At 39.0% G+C, this 26,990-nt stretch carries 21 protein-coding genes; 5 read left to right on the forward strand and 16 right to left on the reverse strand.

Features of this window, described 5'->3' with window-relative positions:
- The first annotated feature begins 117 nt into the window (after nucleotides 1-117).
- On the forward strand, nucleotides 118-1,011 hold the full coding sequence (locus ACYSN2_RS02260; protein ID WP_461748639.1) for a TrmH family RNA methyltransferase: 894 nt from the start codon (nucleotides 118-120) through the stop codon (nucleotides 1,009-1,011).
- Nucleotides 1,012-1,465: 454 nt separating this feature from the next.
- On the opposite strand, the gene ACYSN2_RS02265 is transcribed toward ACYSN2_RS02260, so the two are convergent.
- The 4 genes from ACYSN2_RS02265 to ACYSN2_RS02280 form a co-directional block, all read right to left on the reverse strand.
- The gene (locus ACYSN2_RS02265; RefSeq protein ID WP_461748640.1) at nucleotides 1,466-2,410 is read right to left on the reverse strand and encodes a PstS family phosphate ABC transporter substrate-binding protein; all 945 of its coding nucleotides are present in this window, start codon (nucleotides 2,408-2,410) and stop codon (nucleotides 1,466-1,468) included.
- 538 nt (nucleotides 2,411-2,948) lie between these two features.
- Nucleotides 2,949-3,227 (reverse strand): hypothetical protein, encoded by a 279-nt coding sequence (locus ACYSN2_RS02270; protein WP_461748641.1) that lies wholly within the window; start codon nucleotides 3,225-3,227, stop codon nucleotides 2,949-2,951.
- 62 nt (nucleotides 3,228-3,289) lie between these two features.
- A complete protein-coding gene (locus ACYSN2_RS02275; RefSeq protein WP_461748642.1) occupies nucleotides 3,290-3,592 on the reverse strand; it encodes a hypothetical protein in 303 nt (100 codons plus the stop codon).
- 51 nt (nucleotides 3,593-3,643) lie between these two features.
- Entirely contained in the window at nucleotides 3,644-3,946 is a 303-nt protein-coding gene (locus ACYSN2_RS02280; RefSeq protein WP_461748643.1) for a hypothetical protein, read from the reverse strand.
- A 286-nt stretch (nucleotides 3,947-4,232) separates the two neighbouring features.
- Here ACYSN2_RS02280 and ACYSN2_RS02285 point away from each other — a divergent pair, with 286 nt between their 5' ends.
- A complete protein-coding gene (locus ACYSN2_RS02285) occupies nucleotides 4,233-5,531 on the forward strand; it encodes an MFS transporter (RefSeq protein WP_461748644.1) in 1,299 nt (432 codons plus the stop codon).
- Nucleotides 5,532-5,628: 97 nt separating this feature from the next.
- Here the strand turns inward: ACYSN2_RS02285 and fabF are convergent, their stop codons facing one another.
- The 3 genes from fabF to ACYSN2_RS02300 form a co-directional block, all read right to left on the reverse strand.
- A complete protein-coding gene (fabF, locus tag ACYSN2_RS02290; protein ID WP_461748645.1) occupies nucleotides 5,629-6,906 on the reverse strand; it encodes a beta-ketoacyl-ACP synthase II in 1,278 nt (425 codons plus the stop codon).
- A 1-nt stretch (nucleotide 6,907) separates the two neighbouring features.
- Nucleotides 6,908-7,489: a TetR/AcrR family transcriptional regulator gene (locus tag ACYSN2_RS02295; protein ID WP_461748646.1), complete on the reverse strand. Its 582-nt coding sequence runs from the start codon at nucleotides 7,487-7,489 to the stop codon at nucleotides 6,908-6,910.
- A 161-nt stretch (nucleotides 7,490-7,650) separates the two neighbouring features.
- Nucleotides 7,651-7,968 (reverse strand): MGMT family protein, encoded by a 318-nt coding sequence (locus tag ACYSN2_RS02300; protein ID WP_461748647.1) that lies wholly within the window; start codon nucleotides 7,966-7,968, stop codon nucleotides 7,651-7,653.
- Nucleotides 7,969-8,244: 276 nt separating this feature from the next.
- Here ACYSN2_RS02300 and ACYSN2_RS02305 point away from each other — a divergent pair, with 276 nt between their 5' ends.
- Complete coding sequence (locus ACYSN2_RS02305) at nucleotides 8,245-9,402, forward strand: hypothetical protein (protein ID WP_461748648.1); 1,158 nt, start codon at nucleotides 8,245-8,247, stop codon at nucleotides 9,400-9,402.
- A gap of 166 nt (nucleotides 9,403-9,568) precedes the next feature.
- Here the strand turns inward: ACYSN2_RS02305 and ACYSN2_RS02310 are convergent, their stop codons facing one another.
- The 6 genes from ACYSN2_RS02310 to cysE form a co-directional block, all read right to left on the reverse strand.
- Nucleotides 9,569-10,405 carry a PfkB family carbohydrate kinase gene (locus ACYSN2_RS02310; RefSeq protein ID WP_461748649.1) on the reverse strand — a complete coding sequence of 279 codons (837 nt, stop codon included), beginning with the start codon at nucleotides 10,403-10,405 and terminating at the stop codon, nucleotides 9,569-9,571.
- Between the two features lie 117 nt (nucleotides 10,406-10,522).
- Entirely contained in the window at nucleotides 10,523-12,496 is a 1,974-nt protein-coding gene (locus tag ACYSN2_RS02315) for a pentapeptide repeat-containing protein (protein ID WP_461748650.1), read from the reverse strand.
- A 145-nt stretch (nucleotides 12,497-12,641) separates the two neighbouring features.
- Complete coding sequence (locus ACYSN2_RS02320) at nucleotides 12,642-13,829, reverse strand: MFS transporter (protein WP_461748651.1); 1,188 nt, start codon at nucleotides 13,827-13,829, stop codon at nucleotides 12,642-12,644.
- 314 nt (nucleotides 13,830-14,143) lie between these two features.
- Nucleotides 14,144-15,331: an amidohydrolase gene (locus ACYSN2_RS02325; RefSeq protein WP_461748652.1), complete on the reverse strand. Its 1,188-nt coding sequence runs from the start codon at nucleotides 15,329-15,331 to the stop codon at nucleotides 14,144-14,146.
- A 38-nt stretch (nucleotides 15,332-15,369) separates the two neighbouring features.
- The gene (locus tag ACYSN2_RS02330; RefSeq protein ID WP_461748653.1) at nucleotides 15,370-16,902 is read right to left on the reverse strand and encodes an AbgT family transporter; all 1,533 of its coding nucleotides are present in this window, start codon (nucleotides 16,900-16,902) and stop codon (nucleotides 15,370-15,372) included.
- Nucleotides 16,903-16,962: 60 nt separating this feature from the next.
- Nucleotides 16,963-17,739: a serine O-acetyltransferase gene (gene cysE, locus ACYSN2_RS02335; RefSeq protein ID WP_461748654.1), complete on the reverse strand. Its 777-nt coding sequence runs from the start codon at nucleotides 17,737-17,739 to the stop codon at nucleotides 16,963-16,965.
- A 280-nt stretch (nucleotides 17,740-18,019) separates the two neighbouring features.
- Between cysE and ACYSN2_RS02340 the strand changes: the two genes are divergently transcribed.
- Both ACYSN2_RS02340 and ACYSN2_RS02345 read left to right on the forward strand, forming a co-directional pair.
- A complete protein-coding gene (locus tag ACYSN2_RS02340) occupies nucleotides 18,020-18,385 on the forward strand; it encodes a YgiW/YdeI family stress tolerance OB fold protein (RefSeq protein ID WP_461748655.1) in 366 nt (121 codons plus the stop codon).
- A gap of 320 nt (nucleotides 18,386-18,705) precedes the next feature.
- A complete protein-coding gene (locus ACYSN2_RS02345; RefSeq protein ID WP_461748656.1) occupies nucleotides 18,706-19,497 on the forward strand; it encodes a hypothetical protein in 792 nt (263 codons plus the stop codon).
- Between the two features lie 110 nt (nucleotides 19,498-19,607).
- Here ACYSN2_RS02345 and putP read toward each other — a convergent pair whose 3' ends face one another.
- The 3 genes from putP to fumC all read right to left on the reverse strand — a co-directional run bounded on the left by putP (nucleotide 19,608) and on the right by fumC (nucleotide 26,742).
- On the reverse strand, nucleotides 19,608-21,203 hold the full coding sequence (putP, locus tag ACYSN2_RS02350; RefSeq protein WP_461748657.1) for a sodium/proline symporter PutP: 1,596 nt from the start codon (nucleotides 21,201-21,203) through the stop codon (nucleotides 19,608-19,610).
- Between the two features lie 269 nt (nucleotides 21,204-21,472).
- The gene (gene putA, locus ACYSN2_RS02355; protein WP_461748658.1) at nucleotides 21,473-24,706 is read right to left on the reverse strand and encodes a bifunctional proline dehydrogenase/L-glutamate gamma-semialdehyde dehydrogenase PutA; all 3,234 of its coding nucleotides are present in this window, start codon (nucleotides 24,704-24,706) and stop codon (nucleotides 21,473-21,475) included.
- 638 nt (nucleotides 24,707-25,344) lie between these two features.
- Nucleotides 25,345-26,742, reverse strand: coding sequence for a class II fumarate hydratase (gene fumC, locus ACYSN2_RS02360; RefSeq protein WP_461748659.1), 1,398 nt, complete (start codon nucleotides 26,740-26,742; stop codon nucleotides 25,345-25,347).
- Between the last annotated feature and the right edge of the window lie 248 nt (nucleotides 26,743-26,990).

Here is a 26,990-nt window from a genome sequence, read left to right on the forward strand (position 1 = left end):
TAGAAGTGAGCAAATTAATCCTAATGAACAAACAATGGAATAATGCCGACATTGATTCGCTTTCGCGCTATAATTGCCGGCATTCCACTTATCAGATAGAGCACCGGATTATCCTTTATGAAGATCAATTATTCAGAAATCACTTCTGCCGTAAATTCTAAGATTAAGGCGATTAAAAAGCTTGAGCAGAAGCGTCAAAGAGATAAAGAAGGGCGCTTTGTGATTGAAGGGTTTCATTTAGTCATTGAAGCGATTCAACATCACGGAGAGATTGAAGCTATTTTGTTTGCGGACAATTGCGACAAATCCGCACTTGCCGGCATTGAAGCATTATTACAGCAAAATGCAGATGCTTTCCCAAACGCTATTAAGATGATCATGATTACGGAAAGTATAGTAACAACCCTTTCCCAAACGCCGGCGCCACAAGGGATTATTGCGGTATTAAAACAACCAAAACACTCTTTGGAAACTATATTACAGATTGCAGAAACAGCATCTAGTAAAGGCTCGAAGGAATCCTTTCATCTTGAAAACTCAGATAATAGAGCAAATCTAAAAAGAGCATTACCGCATCTGTTACTACTTGATAATGTGCAAGATCCCGGCAATGTGGGCACTATGATTCGCACCGCTGAAGCGGCGGGATTTACGGCAGTGATTCTCGGCGAAGGATCCGCGGATCTCTTTAACGATAAAACGATTCGCGCAACACAAGGTGCGCTCTTTCAGTTACCGATTTTGCGAGGAAACCTCGCCGATATTTTGCCGGAACTGCATGCTGCCGGTTATGAATCATGGGTAACAACTTTAGAAGAAGCCACCTTTTACAATGAGCTTCCAAAACCTCAAAAATGCGCATTAATCATGGGGAATGAAGGGCAAGGCGTTCATCCGAATATTCAAAAGCTAGCGACCACCAAAGTGAAAATCCCGATGCTCGGACAAGCAGAATCCTTAAATGTAGGCGTTGCTGCCGGCATTTTGATTTATGATTTGATGTTGAAGTAGTTTTTAAAAAGTACTTGAGAAATAGTAGAGAAATATTAATAGACTAGAGATCGTGAATCAATGATTACAAACTCATAGAAAATCCCCGTAAATAGAGTATTTACGGGGATTTTCATTTTGAGCTATGCGTAATTTAATTGATGAGTATTTCAGATTAATTTATCAAAAATGGTAGTGCGACTAATATCAATATAATCAATAACCACATCCAAAATTTTTGATGCCTACTAATAATCTTTGTATATAACGAGCACAAAATTAGCAGAAGAAAAATAGGATAGTAGATTAACAGTAAGACTTGAAAAGTCGTATTTTGATGCCAGCCAACGATTGAAATAAGCAGCATGACGTAAAAGCTACTTATTAGCGTAAAAATGAGGAAAGAGATGATTTTATTATGCTTTTTTCGAGATCTGTTTTTAGACATTGGTCATGACATCCTTTAATTATTTCGTTACTGAATTGGTACATATCCGGTTTTTTCAATTAATTCTTGCCCTTGTTCTGAGAGAATCCAATCCAGTAATTCTTGAATATGCGGTTTTGTATTCTCTTCTAAAACAGCGCTGTAGAAGTTTGCTGTTAAAGGGTATTCTCCGGTTTGAATGGTTTCAACAGAAGGTGCAACACCATCAATACTTAAAAAACGAATCTCTCCATTAGCGATTAACGTTTGGGCGAAAAATCTAAATGAAAACCCAATGGCATTGCCGTGGTTACGATAATTTGCCGTTTGTTGGATGATACTTCCCATTCCTTTGGAAATATCCTCTTGTAGTGCTTCTACTGGTTGAGTGTTTTGCATAAATTTTAAAAAAGCAGTTTGACTACCACTTCCTTCATTACGCTGAAATGCTCGAATGGGTTCTTTATTGCCGCCTAGTTGTTGCCAATTCGTAATTTTCCCTGAGTAGATATCTCGAATTTGTTCGCTTGTGAGATTTTGGATAGGATTGTTTTTATTCACAAAAAAGACAAAAGCATCTTTACCAATGGGCGTTAAATCGAAGGCCACATTGGCATCTTTTGCATCTTGAATTTGGGCACTCGAAGGTTCTACAACAAATATCATATCGGCTTGATGGGAGATCAGTCGCTGATAAGCTTCAATTGTATTGTAATAGCTGACTGCACTATTTTTGAAATCATAATTTCCCTTAGGATAAACCGCTTGTGCAAATGCCGCATACACAGGATATAACGCTCTTGCACCATCTAAAATGGGTAAGTTTTCTTTCAGAGAAAGCGTACTCGGTTGATCAAGTTTTGCTGTAATATTCCCCTTTTTAAAAGGGCTATAAGCCATAATTTCAAAGGCTTGTTCATTAATAGTTGCTAAATTGTAATAATGTTTTTTCTGCTGAATATCGATAAACGGAGCGATCACAATGGCAATCATAAAGATTAGCCATAAATATAGTTTTATCCTTCTAGAGATCCTTTTTATAAACAAGGAAATGAAGAGCAATAAAGTTTGTATCCCAAAGCCTATAAGAATGGTAATCAAAAGTTCTTTGTTACCTGCAAGAGCAGCGAGAAATAGTAAAACATAAGCGATAACAGCGGAAAAAAAAGTGGCCATGATAAAAATACCTACTTTTTCGGCTATAATTTTTTTTGAATGTTTCATAGGTTGTTGTAATTCTCCTATTTTTAGTGCCGTTTAAAAGTAGAGTATTTAGAGTTTTCTTGAAATTGGTTTAGAAGTGCAGATTCAATTACTGATAACGAGATGACGATAGTAGATGTGTTTTTTAATACTACTATTCAATCAATAGGCTACAAAGTACGATTATGGGAATGCTGAACCAAATCAATATGAGGACTTTTATGATGAGCGAAATTTCTTTATTGAAAATTGTAAAATAGAGAATAACGATTAAGCAAAGAAACAGAGAGATAATTCCAAGAATGAGCATGAGTCAATACTTCGCAAATTATAAGACTAAAGCTGTGAAGATGGCGAAACCAATATAAAGGAACCATAAAATAACTTTCCTATCTAGAGATATTTCCTGAGAAGACAGAGAAACCCATAACAACGCCAAGAAAAGCAGGTAAAAAATAACAATCGCGATAATGAATGGGGTTGATATAGAAATCATTCCTAATATCACGCTAAAAAATCCTGCAGGAATCGCAATCATGATAAATATGAAGATTCTTAAAACTCGAATCCATGCCCAGATGGTTTTATCATTATTATTGGAGTTCATAGTGTCTTTTTAATCCTTCTTAGGTGTATTAGTATGTTATTAGTAACTTTTTGAAAATAAAACTAATCTACGATAAATTTCCAACTAATCGCAATCAAAATCAGAATAATCGTCAGTAAAACAGAAGTAGTAGTTCGGACGAAGGCAGGAACTTTTGCATTAAACAGTAAGAGAAATAACCCATATATTATGGCGAGATAGATTGGGATAATGGCAAAAACAATCGTTATATTTTGATAATAAAGCGCGATAAACGAGATTACAAAAGCGACAGAGCCAATACCAAATATTGCACCGATAAAGAGAAAAATATTGAATAACTGCACTGAGGCTGATGGGGAAGTGTTTTTTTGAGATTGATCCATGGGAATTCCTAAGTTTCTCGTTTTTTGAAAATAGTGGTTCATTCGCCGGCATTAATAGTAGTGATAATACAACTGGATATATATAAAGCTCAGAATGATTGTGAGTACAATTGAGATGAAAACCTTCACAAATTTCGCAACGCCTTTATGGAATAACAAACAATAGAGTAAATAGGTTAATGCAATGACAATTGGGATAATGACGATTAAAAGCGGCTCAGATTCTTTCCAGATAGCGGCTAAGAGAGTTATCAACATAGCGCCTATTGCGACAGGAATTGCCGCAACGAAAAGCACAATCCTAAATAATAGGAAAAAACGTGAAGAGGATTGAGAATTGTTTGATGGATTCATAGTTTATAAATATCTCTAAAAAAGGATTCACGAACTTAGTAATTTTGGAGTTAATAAAAATGGTTAGGGTTTTAATTCTGATTTTTTAATCAAGAATCCTATTTTTAATAGGAGGATATTAACAGAATATGATTTTATTTAATTATCTTATATCAATTAGTTATGTTGTTTTAGATTGATGTGTTATCGATTTATTAGCCGAGTACATTTTGATTCTGGTCATTTACTTTTCTATAAATAACTTCTTGTATATTCATAGCAATATTTATTTTTTAGGATCATTGTTATGAATAAAACAGTTGCACAATATACGCCGGAAGAGCGCCGTAAGAGAATCTTTGGAATCGTGGGAGCCGCATCAGGAAATCTCGTTGAATGGTTTGATTTCTATATTTATGCCGTTTTTGCCACTTACTTTACGGTTGCTCTAACAGGCCCACAAGATGGAACGAAAGGTTCCTTTTTAGTTTGGGGTGCTTTTGCGCTTAGTTTTTTTATGCGCCCATTAGGTAGTTGGTTATTTGGTTGGATTGCGGATAAATATGGACGCAAAAAATCGATGTTGATTTCAATCGTGATGATGGGAGCAGGATCTTTCTGCTTTGCAATTTTACCAACCTATGAACAAGTAGGGATTTGGGCGCCGATATTATTGCTCTTAGTCAGAATGTTCCAAGGATTATCCGTTGGCGGAGAATATGGTGCCGTTGCAACTTATATGAGTGAAGTTGCACTTCGGGGTCGTCGAGGTTTTTATGCTTCTTTCCAATATGTCACGCTTTCAGGTGGACAATTACTTGCAAGCTTATTGGGCGTTGTACTTTTGACGTTCCTTTCAACTGAGCAATTGGAAGCCGGCGCATGGAGAATTCCATTTTTTATCGGAGGATTAGCCGCACTAGTTTCTCTTTGGGTTCGCCGAACGATTGATGAAACTACGACAGCAGAGCAACGAGAATCTAAAGAATCGGGAAGTTTAATTGCGCTCTTTAGAGGCTATTGGAAGCAGTTTTTATTAGTCGTGGGTTACACTGCCGGAGGATCATTAGCGTTCTATACAATTACGGTTTATTCTAGAAACTACATGATTGGAATGGGCGTGGATCATAAAGTGGTGGGATATATTATGACGGCAGGTTTATTTGTCTTTATGATTAGTCAGCCACTATTTGGAGCGATTGGCGATAGAATCGGGCGTAGAGCTTCGATGCTTCTTTTCAGTGCATTAGGATTTCTCGCAATTTTTCCGATTATGGGTTTAGCAATGCCGGCAATGAAAGACTCCGTATGGATGCTTGGAATTCTTTTAGTGTTAATGCTCTTTATCTTAAGCTTTTACACCTCAATTAGTGGTTTAGTAAAAGCAGAAATGTTCCCGACAGAGGTAAGAGCCTTAGGTGTTGGATTATCTTATGCCTTTGGAAATGCGATGTTTGGAGGAACGGCAGTATCGATTGCCACAGAGTTTAAAAATATTGGGCATGCGGAATACTTCTTTATCTATGTTTCCATTATGCTTGTCGTTTGTTTCTTCTGTAGTTTTGCATTGCCGAAAGAACCAGAATATTTGGAAAACGATCATTAGATCGATTCCTTTAATCATTTTAATCATTATTTTAGTTGTGATGAATGTCACGAATGAGAAAGCCAGCAATTGCTGGCTTTTTTCATGACGAGTCATTTTATGCATCAATCCATTTTTTCATCACTAAAGATGCATTGACGCCACCAAATCCAAAGCCATTACACAAGGCATATTGTATTGGCATAGGCATAGATCTTTCATGAATAATATTGAGATCCTGAGCGATAGGATCGATATTGTCACAGTTTAAAGAAATCGGAGCTATTTGGTTTTTTAGAGAGAGCGCTGTAAAAATAGCCGCTATCCCTCCGGCGGCACCAAGCAGATGTCCTGTTGAGGATTTTGTAGAAGAAATGGCAACTTTATGATTTTTGAATAATCTTTTGATAGCTGTTATTTCACTGATATCCCCAAGAGGAGTTGAGGTCGCATGAGCATTGATATAATCAATTTGATTTGGAGAGATATCTGCCATATGAATGGCATTTTTCATAGAACGATAAGCCCCATCAGCATCGTCAGAAGAAGCGGTAATATGAAATGCATCAGCTGTTGTTGCGTAACCAACTATTTCAGCAATGGGTTTTGCGCCTCTATTGAGTGCATGCTCTAAAGATTCTATGACTAAAATTCCAGATCCTTCAGCAATTACAAAACCTGAACGATCAGTATCAAAAGGGCGGGATGCACGATGAGGCTGAGAATTGAATTCTGTGGTTAAAGCTCTAGCTGCGTGGAATCCTGCAAGCGCCACAGAATCGATACATGATTCAGCTCCACCACAAATAGCGATATCAGCTTCACTATTTTGAATGATTCTAACAGCATCTCCTATGGCTTGAATCCCCGCTGAACAGGCAGTTACAGGAGTTCCTAGCGAGCCTTTAAATTGATATTTAATGGAAACTTGTCCAGCTGCTAAATTTGCTAAAAAGGAAGGGACTGTGAAGGGAGATAACTTTTTAGTAGGTGTTTCGTAAAGAGAAATAGCACTTTCTTGAATGGTTTTTAGACCACCAATTCCTGATGCAATAATGGTTGCTGTACGCAATTTTTCATTGTCTGTTTCAGGCAGCCAATTAGCCTCTTTAAGCGCTTGTTCTGTAGCAACAAGCGCAAATAAAATAAAGCGTTCCATGCGCTTTTGGTCTCTTGGAGAGATAGAAATATCTGGATTAAACCCAGCGATAGGATCTTGGTGGATATTTTTGACAATCCCTGCAATATTTACCCCGCAGCCATCATACAAAGGTGGTAAGTAGTCAATGCCTGATTCTCCATTAATGAGTCGCTGCCAAACGGTATCAACATCGGAACCCAATGGGGTCACAAGACCGGTACCTGTGATTACAATACGTTTTTTCTTAAGAGTCATACTATTGATTCCTCCATGTTCGAAGTAGGTTTTGTAGAATGAGGTCTACACAATTAAATTTTTCTCCAATATCTGAATATAATCGTTTATAGATTAACGAACCTTTTATCAAAGAGATCAGCTCGACGACGCAAAGATCAGCATTTAAAGAGCTTTTGAGCTCTTTGGCTTGAATCGCTTTCTGGATAAAGGAGAGATAAAGCGCATACTCATACTGAGAGAGCTCAGTGACCTGTTTTTTTAGATCTTCAGGGAGCGTTTCATAATTATTCAGTAGAGCAACTAAGGCACAAGTTTGATTGCATTCAAGAGAATCAGTATTGGCTGTAATAAACAGAGACATTTGATCTAGATGGGAGCGTTGACTGTTTTCTGAGATGATCTCATGGAGTTTTTTTTCCCAGGATTCTTGAATACTTTGGCATAAAGTTATCACTAAATTTTCTTTAGTCGGGAAATGGTAATGTAGGCTTGCCTTTGTAATACCAATTTCTTTGGCAAGATCTGCATAGCTAAAGTTACTATACCCGTATGATCGAATATATCGGCTTGTTAAATGTAAAATCTCTTTATGTCTCGACATATATATACCTCTATAAATCAATAATAAAGATAACTTATCTACTAGTAGGTAGATAGTCAAGGTTTAAAAATGATTGTAGCTCTCTTATGAGCGATAGCATTCAAAGTATGGAATGAATATTTAGTCGGTGCTTATTTAAATAGAGTAGGAATAAAGAGAATCTAATACGGATAATTCCACCCAAACACCTTAAAATCGACTTTATCTCGCTCATTGAAAACAATGCCTTCTTTGAGAAGTTTCTTTTTATGGCGCAGATAACTTTCGCCGGTAACCGTGATTTTTCCTTGTCCGCTGATAATACGATGACAAGGAAGAATGCTATCTTTTGGAATGGTGCGAAGAACGGCACATACTTGCCGAACGTAAGTGGGAACGCCGGCTAATCTTGCGATTGCGCCGTATGTTGTGACTTTTCCTTCGGGAATACTCGCAATAATTGCGTAAACTTGGTGTGCGAAATCATCGTGGTTTGTCATAATCTGAATTGTTGTCTTTTTGAGTTTTGAACTATGTATATTAAGCCAGATCGGATTAATATTTAGATAGAAAACATTGAGCATTCTTTTTTAACATTATTTTTGACATCATAAAGGATATTTCAATAGGTATCGATTATTGATTATATCTCTTGTTAAATTTAAATATTTATTTTTACTATTAAATTAATATCAGTTTTTATTAATGATAAACTTCAATCTTCATAGATATTTTTAGTGACTTTAACGTATTTTTTCAGAAGGTATGATGGAATAATGAAGAGATTATTAAAATGGATAGTCGGTACAGGAATGGTAATGAGCATGCCTTTTGCTGTGGCAAATAGCAAAATTGAGGAAGTATTCTCATACGATATGATTGGTACAGATCTTGCGTATTTAGAGAGTATTATCGGCATTGCACGCAAAACGAATACCTATAACGATACAAAAGAATATGTTGTAAATGGTTGTCATCTAGAAGTAGGTTATAACGGGCAATCTATCGAAACTTTATCGGTTGATTTAACAGATCGTTGTCAATTCCCGTTAAAAGATATTATTTCCTATGATGAAACGATTCCTAGTAATAAAGTTGTGTTTGGCATGACAGGAATGGGAACATATTACGCTGATTGCCTATATCTTTGCGGAAATGCTTATGATCCTGCCGTGCATGAGCTCTATCAAGGTTCTAGAGCGGAAGGTTTTAGAGAATTGCTCTTGAGTTCAGTCAGTGATTCGTATGAAGCGAGATCGAAATGGCGCGATACGATGATGACCAAAGAGGGTGAAGATTGGGTATTGGAAGGGCGTTATAATTGTGAGCCGTATAAATATAGTGATGTTGCTTCCAATGCGCTAAAAGGGGAAAAGATCGATCAGATTACGATTGGTTATAACTTGGAAGCACGAAAACAGCTTCAATTTGGATGTGAAGAATTCCAAACAGGGAATACTCAAACGCCGGTATCAGCGCCACAAGCACCTTTAGGTATTCAAGAGATTCCTTTGACAGTGGCATATCAAGAAGCAGATTATGCCTATTTTGTAGGATCACAAATATTAGAAGGCGAGATAAACGTTTTCTATAATGAGATGGATGAAGGCTTTCAAATTTCATTCACACCAAATGTTGCAAGCAGTCAAAAGATTGGTATTGAACCCAATTATCCTTTTGTATTGAATGAATATCACAGCATGACGATGGAAGCGTTAGAAGATGCAGATTACTTTTTAGAATTTAATCAAAACCTGCAAGATCCGAGATTGCATGATTATAATCAGAATTGTTCTATTAAGGGGAATGCGACATTGCAAATTATCGGTGCAAGCTTCTATTTGCCGGAAGGCGCTCACGGGCATGTATATATGCGCTCTCTCAAGACAATTCAATCAGGACCTTACGCCATTAGTTGTACGGTATATCAATAATTAACCGTATCAAAAGATGAAGTCGATCTTTATATAGAAATCTTTATATAAGAAAGATGATATATAGTATCAATCCCAATATTTCAGTAGAAAATATTGGGATTTTTTATGGCGTAGTTTTTACTGATCGTGTTTATAAGGCTTTTAATAGAGGAGGGATCAGAGATCATTGATAGGATTTCTGCAACACTTCTAAATAATTCTGCACATAGACTTCATCAATGGTTTCTCTTGGGCGTTTGGCTTCTTCTGTGAGGATGTCGCTAATGGTTTTTGCCGAGCGTTCCACCATGGATTGCAAAGATGCTTTAGGGTTTTCTAAGAATTCATTGGCCATTAATGCCGTAAAGATATCGCCGGCACCACCAAAGTGGATGGGAATCATTGTATAGGCTACTTTGAAAATCCGCTGTTCATCATTGCTAAAGCCGTAGATGAAAAATTCGCCATGGAGCGCAACGCTTGTGATAAGAATGGACTTTGCGCCGAGATGATGGAGCTTTCGTAACCAATCATGCACTTTTTCTTCGGTCACATCCTGATATTGATCTTCTTCGCCGAGAATCAGTAGGGCTTCTGTGAGATTGGGAATCATCAGATCGGCCAGTGGAAGCATCGCTCGAACACCGGCAACAAGGTCTAAGCTTAATCCTGCATAAAGTTCGCCTAAGTCGCCCATAATCGGATCGGCAATGAGAAATGGCTTTTGTTTTTGCGAGCGTAAAAGATCTTGAATAATCTCCACTTGTTTGGGTGAAAAGATAAATCCAGTTGTTACTAAATCAAATTGAAAATCGTGGGTTTGCCACATTTTGACGCTCTGATCCATAAATTCTGTTAATTCATGGACAACGGCATCGCCGTAATCAAAGCTATTGGAAACAACGGCTGTGGGAAGGTAATTTAACGTGCGATTTTGTTTGGTTAAAATCGGGGAGATTACCGAAAATGAGACTTTACCAACGCCGGCAAAGTCGCCAATTAAGAGAAGTTCTTGTGTCATTTTTGAGGACTTTTGAAAGTTTTAAACCGATTCTGTGATATTAGAGAACGATCTGAGAGTGGTTTATAGTATGAAAAATATTCGAGGAAAATGTTCTAGGAAAATTTTAGAGGATTGTTAAAGAATCTTATCCGATTGATCAACTTTTCCGCCGAGCTCTTCACGCTTTTTTAAGAGATCAAAATCGGAGAACATCTTCGTCACTAAATCTTTCTCTTTATCGCTTAGAGATTCATAAAATGCCGGCGAGTTTCGATTTTTCTCTTTAAACATTCGATGGAAAACTGCGAGATTATCGCGCGTTTTAATCTGCTCTAACGTGCGATGACCGTGATATGCTTCGCCGGGCTGTTGGTTTGAGCCACTTCGCATGAGTGTTTCATGTGCGAGCTTTGCTTCCACAATCGGAATGCGCCAAGTGGGTTGCTCGATCAGCTCCAAATATTTTTGATAGAGAACAGGATCAGCTTCAATCGCTTCTAAATGACTAGGATTAATATAGATAGTTTCCTCATCTTTATTCAGCTCAATAATGGCTTCTTGCTCTAAGCTCGAGGAGTTTGCAAACCCAGGTAAACCATTAATGCCGGCAAATTCAATGCGGTTATTGATGAAATCTTCATACGAAAATTTAGTATGAAGCATTGTGGTACCGTAGAAACTCGCTCTATGGAAGATGTTATTAAACTTGGCACGAATACAGTTGGCATATTTAAAGCTTGTATTGGTTATTTGCGCATTGCGAAAAGAAGCGGAAGTGCAATCTGTCATGGTAAAGCTGGAGATATTGAGCGTGGCATTATCGAAATTGGCATGAATACAGCTACTGTTATCAAATGTGGCGTAGTTCGCCTGCGCATAGGAAAAATTTACATTTCTAAGATTGGCATCAGAAAGATCGGCATGATCGCTATAAGCCCCTTTTAAAATGGCACTGGCTAAATTCATCTTAAAATTGAGCGCACGCACTAATGTTTTATCTTGGGAATACTCTTTTTTACTTAAGAGGCGAAATAGAATCTGAATCTCATTGCCGGGCTCTTCTTCATGTGGACGAATCACTTTTGAATCATCATCGTAACGTTCGGCATACGCTTTTGAGAAACGAGAAATGGCAAGGGATGGATAGTATGTAAGAAGATACTCTTCAGAATTTGTCAGCGTACGAATATGTCCGCAGAGAATACTGAGCACTTGCTCATGAAGAGAGAACGCCTTGTGATACGCTTTGATCTGCGCAAGATCGGTTCGATTGCTTTTTAGATAGAGTTCACGAAGGTGTTTTTGACCTTTCATTTCCGCAGGAGGAAGCGGTTTTGAGGTTCGATAAGGAATAATGGGATGATCTTTATAGCGATGAAAGTAAACATTGTAATGGCGCTGATCAAGATATGGCAATGCTTTTGAGGCATCTTTAACGATTTCCCATAAGATATAGATTCCGCCTAAACGTACCGATTCATTCTTATCGCCAAGGAGCTTAATGCCTTCTAGCATTCGGCGATCCACTTCACTTTCCCGATCTTTTTGCTGGGTATATTCTAAGCGTTTCTCTGATTGACGAAGGGAGCGATGACGAACAGAAGCCACATATGCAGAAACGCCAAAACCGAGCACCACAAAAGCGCCAAAGTAGAGCGAGGTTAGGAAAGTATATTCTCCGCCGTAAAGTTTAGAGGGCGGAACTTGTGCGACTAGCGAGATAAGATCAATAAAGAGGAGCGACAAAATCAGAAGCATGGGCACGGCTAAAATGGCCATGACAAATAGGCTCTGTTTTGTGGTTAAGCGTTTATAGATTGGGGAGATATTGCGGGTTCTTTTGCGATAGACCAATGTGCGCTTAATAAAGGAGAGAAGCGCCACGTAGAGCATCGTAAAGATAAAATAGGCAATAGGAATGGCGAAAACGAGGCTTAAAAACGAGATGCTATTTGTAATAGGCGAATGGATCGCAAGCCATAAAACGGTTGGAATCAGTGCGAGTAGTTGTGCGCTGAGTCGGCGCGTACGTCTATTTTGTAGCATCCGCGCGCCAAGTTTTTGTAATCCTGCTTTAATCGTTGCAAAGATAGGCGGGAAATTTTGCATAGTTCTCCAATCAAATTTCAGAATTGGTGTTCTGAATATATTTTATTTATGAATATATTTTAAATATTTATCACGACATTATACGGCAATCACTTTGATTTGAGGGGATTTCTGGAATAAGAAAGCCTTGATAAGGAGATTAGGCTTAGGATTTATCTTCTTCTTTGGGCAGTAAAAATGTTAGAAAGCCAAAAAACGGTAAAAATGACGTTAAGATAAACACGGTTTGTAAACTCGTAACATCCGCAAGCCATCCTAAAAAGAGTGCGCCAATCCCGCTCATTCCAAACATTAAACCAAAGAAAATGCCGGCAATCATTCCCACATTTCCCGGCACGAGTTCTTGCGCAAATACTACAATGGCTGAGAATGCCGAAGCGAGAATTAATCCGATAAATACGGAGGCAATAATCACGCCGATAAAGGGTAAATGCGGTAGCGCTAAAGAGAAGGGAATCGCGCCAATCATGGAGAACCAGATCACGGTTCTGCGCCCGATCTTATCGCCGATCGGTCCGCCGGCAAAGGTTCCAACAGCAATTGCTGCCAAAAACACAAAGACTAAAATCACGGCATTGGAAGGTTCGACTTTGAACTTTTCAATGAGATAGAAGCTAAAATAGTTTGTGAAGTTCGACATATAGAAATATTTCGCAAAGATTAAAGTCGCTAAAATCGTGAGCGCCCAAATAGTTTGGCGTTTGCCATAGGGAAATGTGACAAATCCCGCTGGTTTTTTACGGTTTCCTGTCTGGTATTTCTTCCCCCAAAGACCAAGATATAACAGTAAGCTTGCAGCGATTAATCCTGCTAATGCGAACCACAGGATATTGCCTTGATTGGAATATTTCACAATCAGAATGCCGGCAACAAGAGGACCGAATGCTGATCCCATATTGCCGCCTACTTGGAAAATAGATTGTGCTAAACCATATTTTCCGCCGGAAGCTATGCGGGTTAAACGAACCGCTTCAGGATGGAAGATGGAAGAGCCAATTCCCATCATGCCAGCAGCGATTAAAAGATGCGTATAACTCGTTGCGAAGCTCAAAAGTACAACGCCACTTGTGGTCATCAACATTCCAAGTGGCAAAAGTAGTGGTTTTGGGTGTTTATCTGTCCAAAAGCCAATGCAAGGTTGTAAAATCGATGCCGTCATTTGATAGACAAGACTGATTAATCCAATCTTAGCAAAATCTAACGCAAAGCTATGCTGAAGCATTGGATAGATCGCTGTCAGCATCGATTGAATAAAATCGTTCAGTAAGTGTGTACTACCGATAATGAGTAAAATGGGAAGCGCCAATTTAAGCGTCTGATTAGAAGGTTGCACCAAGAAATCCTTTATGATTTTGAATCATTTTATTATTGTTGTGATCGCTATTTTAGGCTTGTAAATAGTTTTAATCATTTTTCAATGTTCTTAGAACGATAACAAATTTAGGTTGCAAAATCTAAAAAGGATTGAGATTGCTGGTGCGAAATATTTAGAAGCATGCAAGTATTCGAATCAGCTATGAATCTGCCTCTGTTTTGCAAGAAAACTTCCCAAGATGAGAGTTCAATAAAAAAGGCATTATTTTTTAGATAATGCCTTCACTATGAATTAGTTGAAATAATTACAAGATTTATGGTACTTATTCGCACTTATTGGAAATAAGCGGGATATTGTTCCACAACATTTGTGAGTAATTGCAAGCCGTAGAGCATACCATCTTCATCAATGCCAAATTTTGGATGATGATGCGGATAGGTAAATCCTAACTCTTCATTTCTACCGCCCACAAAGACAAATGTGGAAGGAACGATTTTAGAGAATGCACTGAAATCTTCTCCGCCGAGCATGCATTTTTCAGTAATAATCGTGGTATCGCTCATCTCTTCTGCTACGCTTTTTACAAATGCCGTTTTTTGTGGGTTATTAAAGGTCACGCCATAACCGACGGTGTAGTTAATTTCGCAGGTTGCACCATATTCAGCGCAAGTAGAATGAGCCATTTTTTCAATATTACTTTTCAGAATTTCTCGCACTTCATCACTTGATGAACGCACGCTTCCGCCTAATGTACAGACATCAGGTATCACGTTCAGTGCACTTGTTCTGCCGGCTTCAAATACCGTATTACTTAATACCGCCGGATCTTGTGGTGAAACCATACGAGAAACGATGGTTTGTAATTTTTGAACGATCATAGAACCGATGATAATCGGATCGATCGTGTCATTCGGCTCAGAAGCATGACCACCTTTTCCCTGAATCTTAATGATATAAGTATCAGAGTTAGAGCTCGCAGGACCTTCTTTAATATCAACCACTCCCACAGGAAGTCCTGAAGCAATATGTTGTCCATAAATAAAATCGAGCTCATTAAAAAGCCCCGTTTTTACCATTTCCTGCGCGCCACCCGGCAATAGCTCTTCGGCATGTTGGAAGATTGCCCAGACTTCTCCCGTTAATGAATCAAAATGATCATTAAAATAGTGACAAGCCGTCATGAGCATTGCCGTATGAATATCATGGCCACAAGCATGCATCACGCCGTCATTTTCAGATTGGAAAGGAAGTTCAGGACGTTCCTCATGAATCGCTAATGCATCAAAATCTGCACGAAGACCAATTTTAGGACCCGGTTTTCCTGTTGTAAATTTCACAAGTACACTAGTGCCAACAGGGCGAATAATCTCGGCATGTGCTAATTGGCTCATATTTTCCACGATATATTTCGCCGTTTCATACTCTTGGAATGACAATTCCGGATGCGCATGAAGGTAACGGCGATATTTTAATAATTGTGGCTCATAAGCCTGTAATTGCTCTCGAGTAATAATATCCATGAATGTCATCCTTTACGAAATGATTGATATTAGAGTCATTAAAAATAACTTTGATCTAAATGAATCGGACCGCCGGGACCTACAGGGAATCCAATCCAATACCATATTAATGCAAAAATTGTCCAAACAATTCCTAGCGCTAACGTGTACGGGAAGAGATTTGAAATCAACGTGCCCAATCCCATATCCTTATCATACTTTTTAGCAAAAGTGAGAAGAAGTGGCAAATAAGGCATCATCGGCGTAATAGGATTGGTAATGGAATCCCCGATGCGATAGAGCATTTGCGTGAATGCCGGGTGATATCCCAAGAAGAGAAACATGGGTACAAATATCGGCGCAAGTAACGCCCATTTTGCAGATGCACTTCCGATAAAGATATTGATCACACTCGTTAGGAAAATAAAGCCAATGATCAAGGTAAATCCGCTCTGATTTTCTAATAGAGAAGCACCTTTAATGGCAATAATTAATCCTAAATTACTCCAAGAGAAGAGCGCAATCATTTGCGCTGAAAAGAATACGATGACGATAAAGGTACTCATGCCCGCCATAGACGTGTTCATCATATTGACAATATCTTTGGAGGATCTCGCACTTTTTGTAATCATGGCGTAGATTAATCCCGGGATAAAGAAGATGAGCGCAATGACAACGGCAACGCCTTGAATCAGTGGACCATCAATTAAACTACCGGTTTCAGGATTACGAAGAAAACTTGAAGAGGGAATCGCTAAAAGAGCGATGGACACTAAGATCAGAAGAAGAGAAAGATTCGCCCATTTTAAGCCTTTTCGCTCAATTTGCGTGAGATCATTCACAGATTCTTCTTGATGATTGGGCTGATAGACACCTAAACGGGGAATAATAATTTTTTGTGTCACAAAGAGAATCACGAAAAGAAGTACAAACATGGAAGCGGTCATAAAGTACCAGTTCATGGCGATATTTAGAGGAATATCAACATCAATGGTTTTTAGACCGGCTTCTGTAAATGAGAGTGCTAAAGCATCTGCCATACCGATAACGGTATTCGCGGCAAAAGCGCCGAGCGCTGCGGCATATGCCATCACTAAGCCGGCAATAGGATGATAGCCTAAGCGTAGAAAGATCATTGCTGCAAGGGGAGGTACAACTATTTGCGATGCATCTCCCGCAACAGTTCCTAGCATGGCGACTAAGATGATCACCGGCATGATGAGCTTCACAGGCGCTTTTTCGACAGTAGAAATCATCAGTGCTTTAAAGTAGCCACTTTGTTCCGCAACGCCGATTCCAAACATCACAACAAGGACAACGCCTAATGCCGGAAACTGGGTAAAGTTGGTGGTTGCTTTGGTAATAATCTGTGTTAAACCATCAATTGTTAAAAGATTAATGACATGGACAGATTCTTTTGTGACCGGATTATATGCGGAAACACCGAGTGCACTCAGTAAAGCTGATGCAAGAATGGTAATCACACATAATCCGACAAAGATCATGACGGGATCAGGTAGTTTGTTTCCCCAAAATTCGATTTTATTTAAACAACGCATGAAGAAACTCGGCGAAGCTTGCCGGATTGTCATAAAAGCTCCTTTCCATTAAAGATGGTCTATCGTAGTACTACGGTGGATAGTATTGTGTTTTTAGTAAGATTGGTCAATCACAACTGCGGGGATAATTTCTGGTGCATTGTGTGAAACGACTTTAGCAGGAATTCCTACAGCGGTGGAATAGGGCGGAATATCTTGCAGTACAATACTTCCAGCCCCGATTTTGCAGTTTTTATGAATAGTGATATTGCCTAATATTTTAGCGCCTGCGCCAATTAAAACGCCACTTTTAATCTTGGGATGACGATCTCCTTGCTCTTTTCCGGTGCCACCTAATGTGACATTTTGTAAAATAGAGACATTTTCATCGATCACAGCTGTTTCTCCAATCACAATGCCAGTGCCGTGATCCATCATAAAACCACGCGCTATTGTGGCAGAAGGATGAATATCAACTGCAAATATAGAAGATGATAAGTTCGATAGAAAGCGTGCTAAGTCGGCATTTCCTTTCTGCCAAAGAGTATGAGAAATCCGATGTAAACAGGCCGCATGAAATCCTTTATAATTCAGTATAATATTCAAAAAATGCTTGGAAGCAGGATCTCGATCTTTAATGGCGACAATATCTTGAATGATGAGCTGTTGAATATCATCTTGAGAATAAGTTTGATAAAAAAGTAATCTAATGTCGTCAATCACGGCAGGGATGTAGGGATTGAGCTTATAACATAAAATATCTGCGATCAGAGTGAAGAGCTGGGACTCATCTTCTTTTGAAATAGAGTGGATTTGTTTCGTAAGAATTGGGTTATTAGTCTTAAATTCTAGGATTTTTTGTGTAATGTTGTGTTGAATCTCGGAGCGCATCTATCATTCCTTTGTATGCTTGATAAAAACTACATTATATTTTTAACATATTGATCGTAAAGTTATTAAATGACATATGGGATTTTTAGTGTATGATTTAGTGTAAGTATTTCTATTAATATTGTTGTTAATATTTTTATTGGTGTTTTTAAGTAAACATCTTTTATTTTAAAAATGTTATCTCTCTATTTTTTGATCTTAAGATTCTATTAAGATTTTAATGATTAAATAGCCATAGTTAAAAAGTAGGTCTCTTCAATTAGAAAAAGGATATTTATATATGAAAAAATTATTATTAGTGACGACATTAGTTTTAGGTTCTTCAGTAGCCTTTGCACAATTCACTGGAGATACAGCAACAGGGGGTTTTACAGGCGAAAAAACAATCACGACTGTTACAGATGCAAAAACATTAAGAGATGATACAAAAGTGACGTTAGAAGGAAATATTGTGAAGCACTTAGGTGGAAAACAATATCTCTTTAAAGATGCAACAGGTGAGATCGAAGTAGAAATTGGTCGTAAAGATTGGCGCGGCGTTCAAGTAGGACCAGAAGATACCGTGATTATTTTCGGGGAAGTAGATCATCATCGTCATCGCCCAACAGATATTGATGTAGATTATTTGATGAAAAAAGAGAATTAAAATAATCCATTGTTCTCTCAAGAGTTTTGTAACAACTGTTAGATACGATCTTACAAAAGTATTGTAATAGATACAGAAAGCTTCAAATAATCTTTGAATACAACTAATACTTAAAAAAGTTAAAGCTCGCTTCAGCGAGCTTTTTTTGAGCTTCAATTTCCTGTGAATTTTAAATAAATTACATTTTAATAAAGTTGTTTTATTTATATTTATTTACATATAAAAATATATCAATTAAATTATTATAAATAAAATATGAGTTATTTAAATTCATTTATTATTTGCATATCTGATAATATTTAATGGGCAAGGATTCCAATATGATCGAGCAGAAGAGTGGCAAGAAGCTAATTTTTATATGTTTTTTAGCCTTAGGATGTTCCGCAATTACTCAAGCGGATGAATTGAAAGCTAGAAGTATCTCGCATAATGCTCAAGATGAATGGCGGTTTAGCATTACTCCTTATTTCTGGGCTGCCAGTCTTAATGGGAATTTAGGGCATCGCCACGTAGGAACGCATGCTGTGAAGGCGGATTTTTCAAAAATATGGGATAACGTTCGCTTTATGGGCATGTTACAAGCCGAAGCACGAAAAGGAAATTTTAGTTTACATACTGACTTGACGTATATCGGCAGTAAACTGAATTACAATTTGCCATCTTCTAAGTTTGTATCTAAAAAACTACATACAAAAGGGAGTGTTTCTTCTGCATTTTTTGGATTGGGATATACCTTTTATGAAACTCAAAATCTTAGCTTACAGATCGTAGGTGGTGCAAAAATCTGGCATGCTAATATTGATTTTGATATTTATGCGAATAATCGATTAGCAGGGCACGGAAAAGAGAATGGAACGTGGGTCGATGGACTTGCAGGACTCAAAGCGCAATATCGATTTAATGATAAGTTCGCCATAGATGGTTGGGGAATGTGGGGGAAAGGTGCGGCTAAATCTGATTGGGATGTATCTCTTGCTGCCAATTGGTCTATTTCCAGAGATGTTTCATTAATGGCAGGTTACAGAATGAGTAAAGTCGATCTGCATCGACGAGGCTTTACTTATGATATCAAACATAAAGGCCCTGTTTTAGGGATTAAGATTGATTTTTAATCAACAAACAATCAACAAAAAAGCGATCGGTCATTGTATTGTTCCGATCGCTTTTATATTGTTTTTATACTATGATTTTATATAAATATCTCAATAACATCTTAATTTTATTAAGACTTCATCGCCTTTTTATATTCCGCAGACGTTGCTTCGAATTTATCCATAATCGATTGTGAAGGTTTGCCAAGTAAGCTCACAACTACAATCATGAAACATGCCAAAATGAAGCCTGGAATAATTTCATAAAGCCCTAAGAGCGGGAAGTTTGCTAATATTTCAGACACTTCAACGCCGTTACTTGCTGCTAACCAATCTTTGATTTTCGGGAAGATAATCACAGTAAGTGCACCGGTAATCATGCCTAAAAGCGCGCCGTTTCTTGTAGTTCTTTTCCAGAAAATAGAGAAGATCACAACAGGACCAAATGCCGCCCCAAAACCAGCCCAAGCGTAAGATACAAGGCTTAAAACTTTACTGTTTGGATCATAAGCGATGAAGATAGAGATTGCTGCAACAACAAATACCATTGCGCGTCCAATCCATACAAGTTCCCCATCTGTGGCTTTCGGGCGAAGAAATCCTTTATAGAGATCTTCCGTTAAAGCACTGGATGATACAAGTAATTGACAGCTCAATGTACTCATCACGGCCGCTAAAACCCCAGAAAGCACAATGCCGGCAATCCAAGGATTGAGGAGCACTTTCGCAAGTTCCATAAAGACAGATTCAGGGTTTCCTTTCACAACTTCACCAGTTGCCGTGATACCGCCGAGAACATTAATGCCTTCCTCTGGATTTTCGATAAAGTAAGCGTAACCGAAGAAACCCACTAATACCGCACCGAGTAAACAGAGCGCCATCCAAGCGATAGAAATACGGCGAGCGTTAGGAATGGTTTTTACAGAATCTGCCGCCATAAATCTAACTAAAATATGTGGCTGACCGCAGTAACCTAAGCCCCAAGCAATGAGAGAAACAATTGCAATCCATGTTAAACCATGGGTAAAGTTGAGATGTGACGGGCTTGCATTTCGTACAGTTTCAATAGCGCCGGCAACATCAAATTCTCCAACGTTATTCATCTTTAAAATCACAACGGTTGGCACAAGGAGAAGGGCAAAGATCATGAGCGTTGCTTGAACGGTATCGGTCCAGCTCACTGCCAAGAATCCGCCGATAAATACATAGGCAATTGTTGCGAAAGCACCGACCCAAATCGCCGTATCGTAATTCATATCAAACGTGGATTCAAACAGGCGCGCACTTGCGACAACGCCGGAAGCACAGTAGATCACAAAGAAAAAGAGAATGATGATTGCCGCAAAGATTTTGAGAAGCTTGCTTTTGTCATCAAATCGGCCGTAAAAATAGTCCGGAAGCGTAAGTGCATCATTAGCTTTTTCGGTAAACATGCGTAATCTGCCGGCAACAAAAAGCCAGTTAAGATATGCACCGAGCGTTAAACCAATGGCAATCCATGATTCAGAAATACCGGCAACAAAAATCGCGCCGGGAAGTCCCATGAGTAACCAACCACTCATATCAGAAGCGCCGGCAGAAAGCGCTGTGACAACGCTCCCTAGGCTTCGTCCGCCGAGAATATAATCCGATAAATCTTTTGTCGATTTATAGGCATAAAAGCCAATGCCAATCATGGCAAGAATATAGATGAAAAACGTAATATGTATCGGTTGCAATGAACCCATAATGAATCTCCTTACTTCCTTAAATTGTAATTTTTAATTGTTGATTTGTATTTTTGATTTCAAGAGTTTGTATCGTGGAATCGGTTTAAAAGATGTCAATTATATCAATATAGGCTTAAAGCTAGCGGGTTCGAATGCTTGCATTCTTCCAAATATCCCGTGCCAGCAGTATTGATTCTTTCGAGATGATTAAACCAAAATAAATCGTATGTAATTATTGTTCTTTAAATCCTTTAAATCCTTTAAATCCTTTAAATCCTTCAAAGCCTTTAAAGCTTAGTTTCAAGAGAATTATCGTGTGGTTCATGTTTTTGATAGGCATTTTTAAAAAGTGCCGCATCGCCGCCAATCGCTGCTGTGTTCAGTGAAATAACATGTTCATTCATAAAGCGAGGCAAGTAGTTAGGTCCACCGGCTTTTGGTCCTGTGCCGGAAAGCCCAAGTCCGCCAAATGGCTGAACGCCAACAACCGCGCCCACCTGATTACGATTCACATAGAAGTTGCCGATACGAGCATTGGCGATAATTTCATCAATAATCGTATCATTGCGCGTATGGATTCCCATGGTTAAACCGTAGCCGGACTCATTCACTTCTTGGATCAATTTATGAAGATCGCGTCTATTGTAGCGAATGACGTGTAGAATTGGGCCGAAATGCTCTTTTTTTAGATCAGAGATAGAATCAATCTCGCATACAATCGGCGCAATATAATTTCCCGTAAGCGTACTATTTAAGGGCGCTTCCGCTAATACGCGGTTTGTAGATTTGAGTGCTTGAATATGAGAATTAAGCGCTTCTTTTGAGCGAACATCAATCACGGTACTGACATCGGTTTCCAAATTAAAGGGCAATCCGACGACATAATTCTCTAAAGCGCCTTGCAGTAGCTCGATAATACGATCGGCAATCTCCTCTTGCAGATAGAGCACTCGAAGGGCAGAACATCTTTGACCGGCGCTTACAAACGCAGATTGCAATGTATCTCTGACCACTTGTTCCGGAAGCGCTGTTGCTTCCACAAACATCACATTTTGTCCGCCGGTTTCGGCAATGAGCATCGGGATTGCTCCTTCTCTTTGAGCAAGGTTCAGATTGATATGCTTTGCCGTTTGAGTAGAACCTGTAAAGCAAACGCCAGCAACTCTCGGATCTTTCGTGAAAATATCGCCGAGTAATTTGCCACTGCCGGGAAGTAGCGCAATGACATCAGCGGGTAAACCGGCTTCAAATAGGAGCTCAACGGCACGAAATGCAATGAGCGGCGTTGTTTCTGCGGGCTTTGCTAACACCGTGTTTCCACTCACAAGCGCTGCCGTGATTTGTCCTAAAAAGATCGCTAACGGGAAATTCCAAGGGCTAATGCACGCAATCACGCCTTTTCCACTATAGAAGAAGCTGTTACGTTCTCCACTCGCACTTGGAAAGATAATCTCAGCATCATATTTTTTTGCTTCACTGGCATAATAACGACAGAAATCGGCGGCTTCTCGTACTTCATCAATACCATCTTGAATGGTTTTTCCGGCTTCCAAGCTACAAAGAGCGATGAGTTCGGTTCGGTTTTCTTCGAGCAGATCAGCCATTTTTTCAAATATCAACGCTCGTTTTGTAAAGCCTTGTTTATTCCAATCAAACCATGCATTTTGTAAGCTTGAAATCGCTATTTCAATATCATCCGGCGTTGCCGTTGTCACGGTTCCAACAATGGTTGTGAGATCTGTCGGTGAGATGAGATCAAAGGTTTCGGCAATCTCTAGCGTTTGGACACTGTTTGCATCCGCATTTTGACCGGTATGATGATGAATGGTTTTACCATTAATAATGGGACTTGCGTGCCATGTTTTTTGTAAAAAGTGCTGATATTGCGCTGCAAAAGGTTTCCAAGTGGCGCTGATATTGGTATTTAAGCCACGCGAGTTTTTATGATTTTGATAGAGATGGTCTGAATAGATAATCGCCGGATTTTTGTAAGAATCTTGTTCTGCAAGAAGCGCCATTGGCGATTGCGTTAATGAATCAATGGGCACTTTGGGATCGACGAGTTGATGGACGAAAGAAGAGTTCGCACCATTTTCCAGTAATCTTCGTACTAAATAGGGTAGAAGGTCTTGATGTTTCCCAACGGGCGCATAGATGCGAATACTTTTGTTGGTATTAGTAATGATTTCATCATAAAGCGCTTCGCCCATGCCGTGAAGGCGCTGAAACTCAAATTGATCATTCTCCATCTCTTCAGCAAAGCTCAAAATCGAAGCGACAGTCTGCGCATTATGTGTGGCAAATTGCGGTTTTAATGCACCTTGCGCCATGGGAGATAACATATATTGCGCGCAGGCAAGATAAGAGATATCCGTATTCTCTTTGCGGGTAAATACCGGGAAGTTATTCAGCCCTCGAACTTGAGAATCCTTGATTTCCGTATCCCAATAAGCGCCTTTTACGAGGCGAATCGGAATCGTAGTATTGTGAGATTTCGCAAGAAGTGTCGCCCATATGAGCGCCGGCATTGCATGTTTAGCATAGCCTTGAACCACAAGCCCAAGTCCGCCCCATTGGCGAATCTCTTCGATATTGAGAAGTTTTTCAAAAAGTTGCAGGGAGATTTCTAAGCGATCGGCTTCTTCGGCATCAATACTGATTTCTACATCTAATTCAGCACCCAATAGTGCTAAAGCTTTTACTCTTTCAAAAAGTTCCGTCATCACGAGTGCTTCATTTGCGGCATTATAACGAGAATGCAGGGCAGAGAGCTTAATGGAAAGAGAAGGTTTTGGGCTATTGGCAAGCGTAGATTCTTTGCCAACATTGATGAGCGCCGCTCTGTAATCTTCAAAATAGCGCTCGGCATCTTGCTCCGTAAGCGCCGCTTCCCCGAGCATATCAAAGGTATAGGTATAACCTTTTTGCCGAAGTTTCTGCCCATTTTTCAGAGCTTCTTGAATGGTTTCGCCGAGCACAAATTGTTTGCCCATAATCTTCATCGCCTGATATACGGCTTTACGAATCACGGGCTCGCTGAGTTTATGCGTCATTTTCTTAAAGATCGAACTCTCTTCATTCGTATCCATAATATTGCCGGTGAGAATTAAACCCCAAGTGGCAAAATTCACTAAGGATTTATCGCTATTACCTTTATGACTTTTCCAATCAATACCGGCAATTTTATCCTGAATAAAGGCATCGGCAGATTCCTTATCGGGAATTCGAAGATACGCTTCCGCCAAGCACATCAGGATTAAACCTTCTTGCGTGGAAAGATTATATTCTCGAAGAAGTGCATCGAGCGAGCTTTCAATATCGGGCTTATTACGAATCGTTTGAATCACATCATGAGTCGCTTTTTCGATCTTTTCTGCTTGATCAGGCGAGATTTGTAGGGAATCTAATAATCTTTGTAAAGTAACAGCTTCATCTTCTAAATAGGTTTCACTAATGAGCGGAAAAAAGGCTTCCGGCGTGATATCGGGAAGTGTTTTTTCAGACAAAATGCGTGAGAGCATAAATTGATCCTCCATTTATTATTGTGGTTTTTAATAAATTGTTTTTATCAGTTCTTTTATAAATATTTGTAATATCTAAATGTATGACGAACATTATGGTTTAACATTCGTGATGGATATACATGAACGAGATATAGCACTGAAAGCATGGGATTACAATAATAGAAGTTCAATTATTGAGCATCATCTGCAGAGGATATTAACGAGATCAGTTTGAGTGATATTGATAGATTTTATGTATTAGAAGATATGAAGATTCTAGATCTCAAAAAAGATCCTTTTACTATCTGAATATGATTTGAAAAGATTAAAAAAATGAGTTTTTTTGAAAAATCAGCTCTAAGAAAATCTGAATCAGTGCGGGATAGAAAGCCTGCACTCATAGAAAAACCACTCGCCCGCTGAGAAGGTTTCTATAGTGATTTCAGATTTTAAATATCAAAAGAATCCAAATTGCTGGCGCGAGATATATAAAAGCATGCAAGCATTCGACCCAGCGATGCATCAGCCTATATAAGAAGCCATAAAAAAATCTATAAAAACTGCCGGCAATAAAAAAAGCTATCTCGAAAGATAGCTTTTGTATGTACTGTATATTTCAAACTTCATTCATGAATGAAGTTCGATCTGAAAGATACTTATTTTAAAGAACCCACCATTTCGCCTGGAACAACCCATGCATCAAACTCTTCTTCTGTTAAGAAGCCAAGTTCAAGAGCTGATTCTTTTAATGTTGTTCCTTTTGCATGTGCATTTTTAGCAATTGCCGCTGATTTATCATAACCAATATGCGTGTTGAGCGCCGTTACAAGCATGAGTGAGTTATTCACTAATTCTGTAATACGATCATGATTTGGCTCGATACCAACAGCACAGTTGTCATTGAAGCTCTCCATTCCGCCGCCTAAAATGCGAACAGATTGAAGGAAGTTGTTGATGATCATCGGGCGGAAAACGTTCAATTCGAAGTTACCAGAAGCGCCGCCGATGTTAATTGCAACGTCATTACCAAATACCTGCGCGCAACCCATTGTTAATGCTTCAGATTGTGTTGGGTTTACTTTTCCTGGCATGATTGAGCTACCTGGCTCATTTTCAGGAATGGTGATTTCGCCAATACCAGAACGTGGGCCTGAAGATAACCAACGAACGTCATTCGCAATCTTGTTTAATGATGCTGCTAAGCCTTTTAATGAACCGTGAGCTTGCACAAGCGCATCCGTTGTTGCTAATGCTTCAAATTTGTTTGGTGCAGAAACGAACGGTACTTTTGTGAAATCAGCAATCTCTTTTGCAACACGAACTGCATATTCAGGATGTGTATTTAAGCCTGTTCCAACAGCTGTTCCGCCAAGCGCCAACTCGCAAAGATGTGGAAGTGCGTTATTGACGTGATCTAAGTTGTAACCAAGCATAGCTTCCCAACCTGAGATCTCTTGACCAAGTGTTAATGGCGTTGCATCTTGAAGATGCGTACGGCCGATTTTCACGATGTCTTTAAAGCTTTCTGCTTTGTTACCTAAAGTCGTACGAAGACGTGTTAATTCAGGAAGAAGAAGGCGTTTGATCTCAAGAACCGCAGCAATATGCATCGCTGTTGGGAATGTATCGTTTGAGCTTTGCGCTTTGTTCACATCATCATTCGGATGCACTAAACGCTCTTCGCCACGAACGCCACCAAGAATTTCACTTGCACGGTTTGCAAGGACTTCATTCATGTTCATGTTCGTTTGTGTGCCTGAACCTGTTTGCCAAAGTGAAAGCGGGAATTCTGTGCTGTGCACGCCTGCTAAAACTTCATCAGCGGCAGCGATGATCGCTTTTGCTTTCGCAGGATCAAGATGACCAAGATCCATATTTACTTTCGCTGCTGATCTTTTAACGATCGCTAAAGCTTCGATTAATGCCACCGGCATTTTTTCATTTGAGATACGGAAGTTTTGTAAAGAACGTTGAGTTTGTGCGCCCCAAAGTTGATTATTTGGAACTTGCATATCGCCCATGGTGTCTTTTTCAATACGGAAATCCGTTGTCATAAATACTCCTTTTAGTATGAAATTAATCGTTAATTCTTATTGGGATACTTTTAATTCTCTAAGTGAATTCAAGTGAAAGATCTCTCAATCTTGGGTAAAGCCACTTGAATCCTGAAACTTGAATTTTAACAATCTGACTATAATGCCATAAATTATGCTTTGAAACTACGTTTTAACTACATGAGGCCGAGCAGAGTTTAATCAAGCGGAATTTGGGGGATTGCGAGTTTTTTAATATCTATTTTGTG

The sequence above is a fragment of the Ignatzschineria sp. LJL83 genome, from assembly GCF_054871845.1.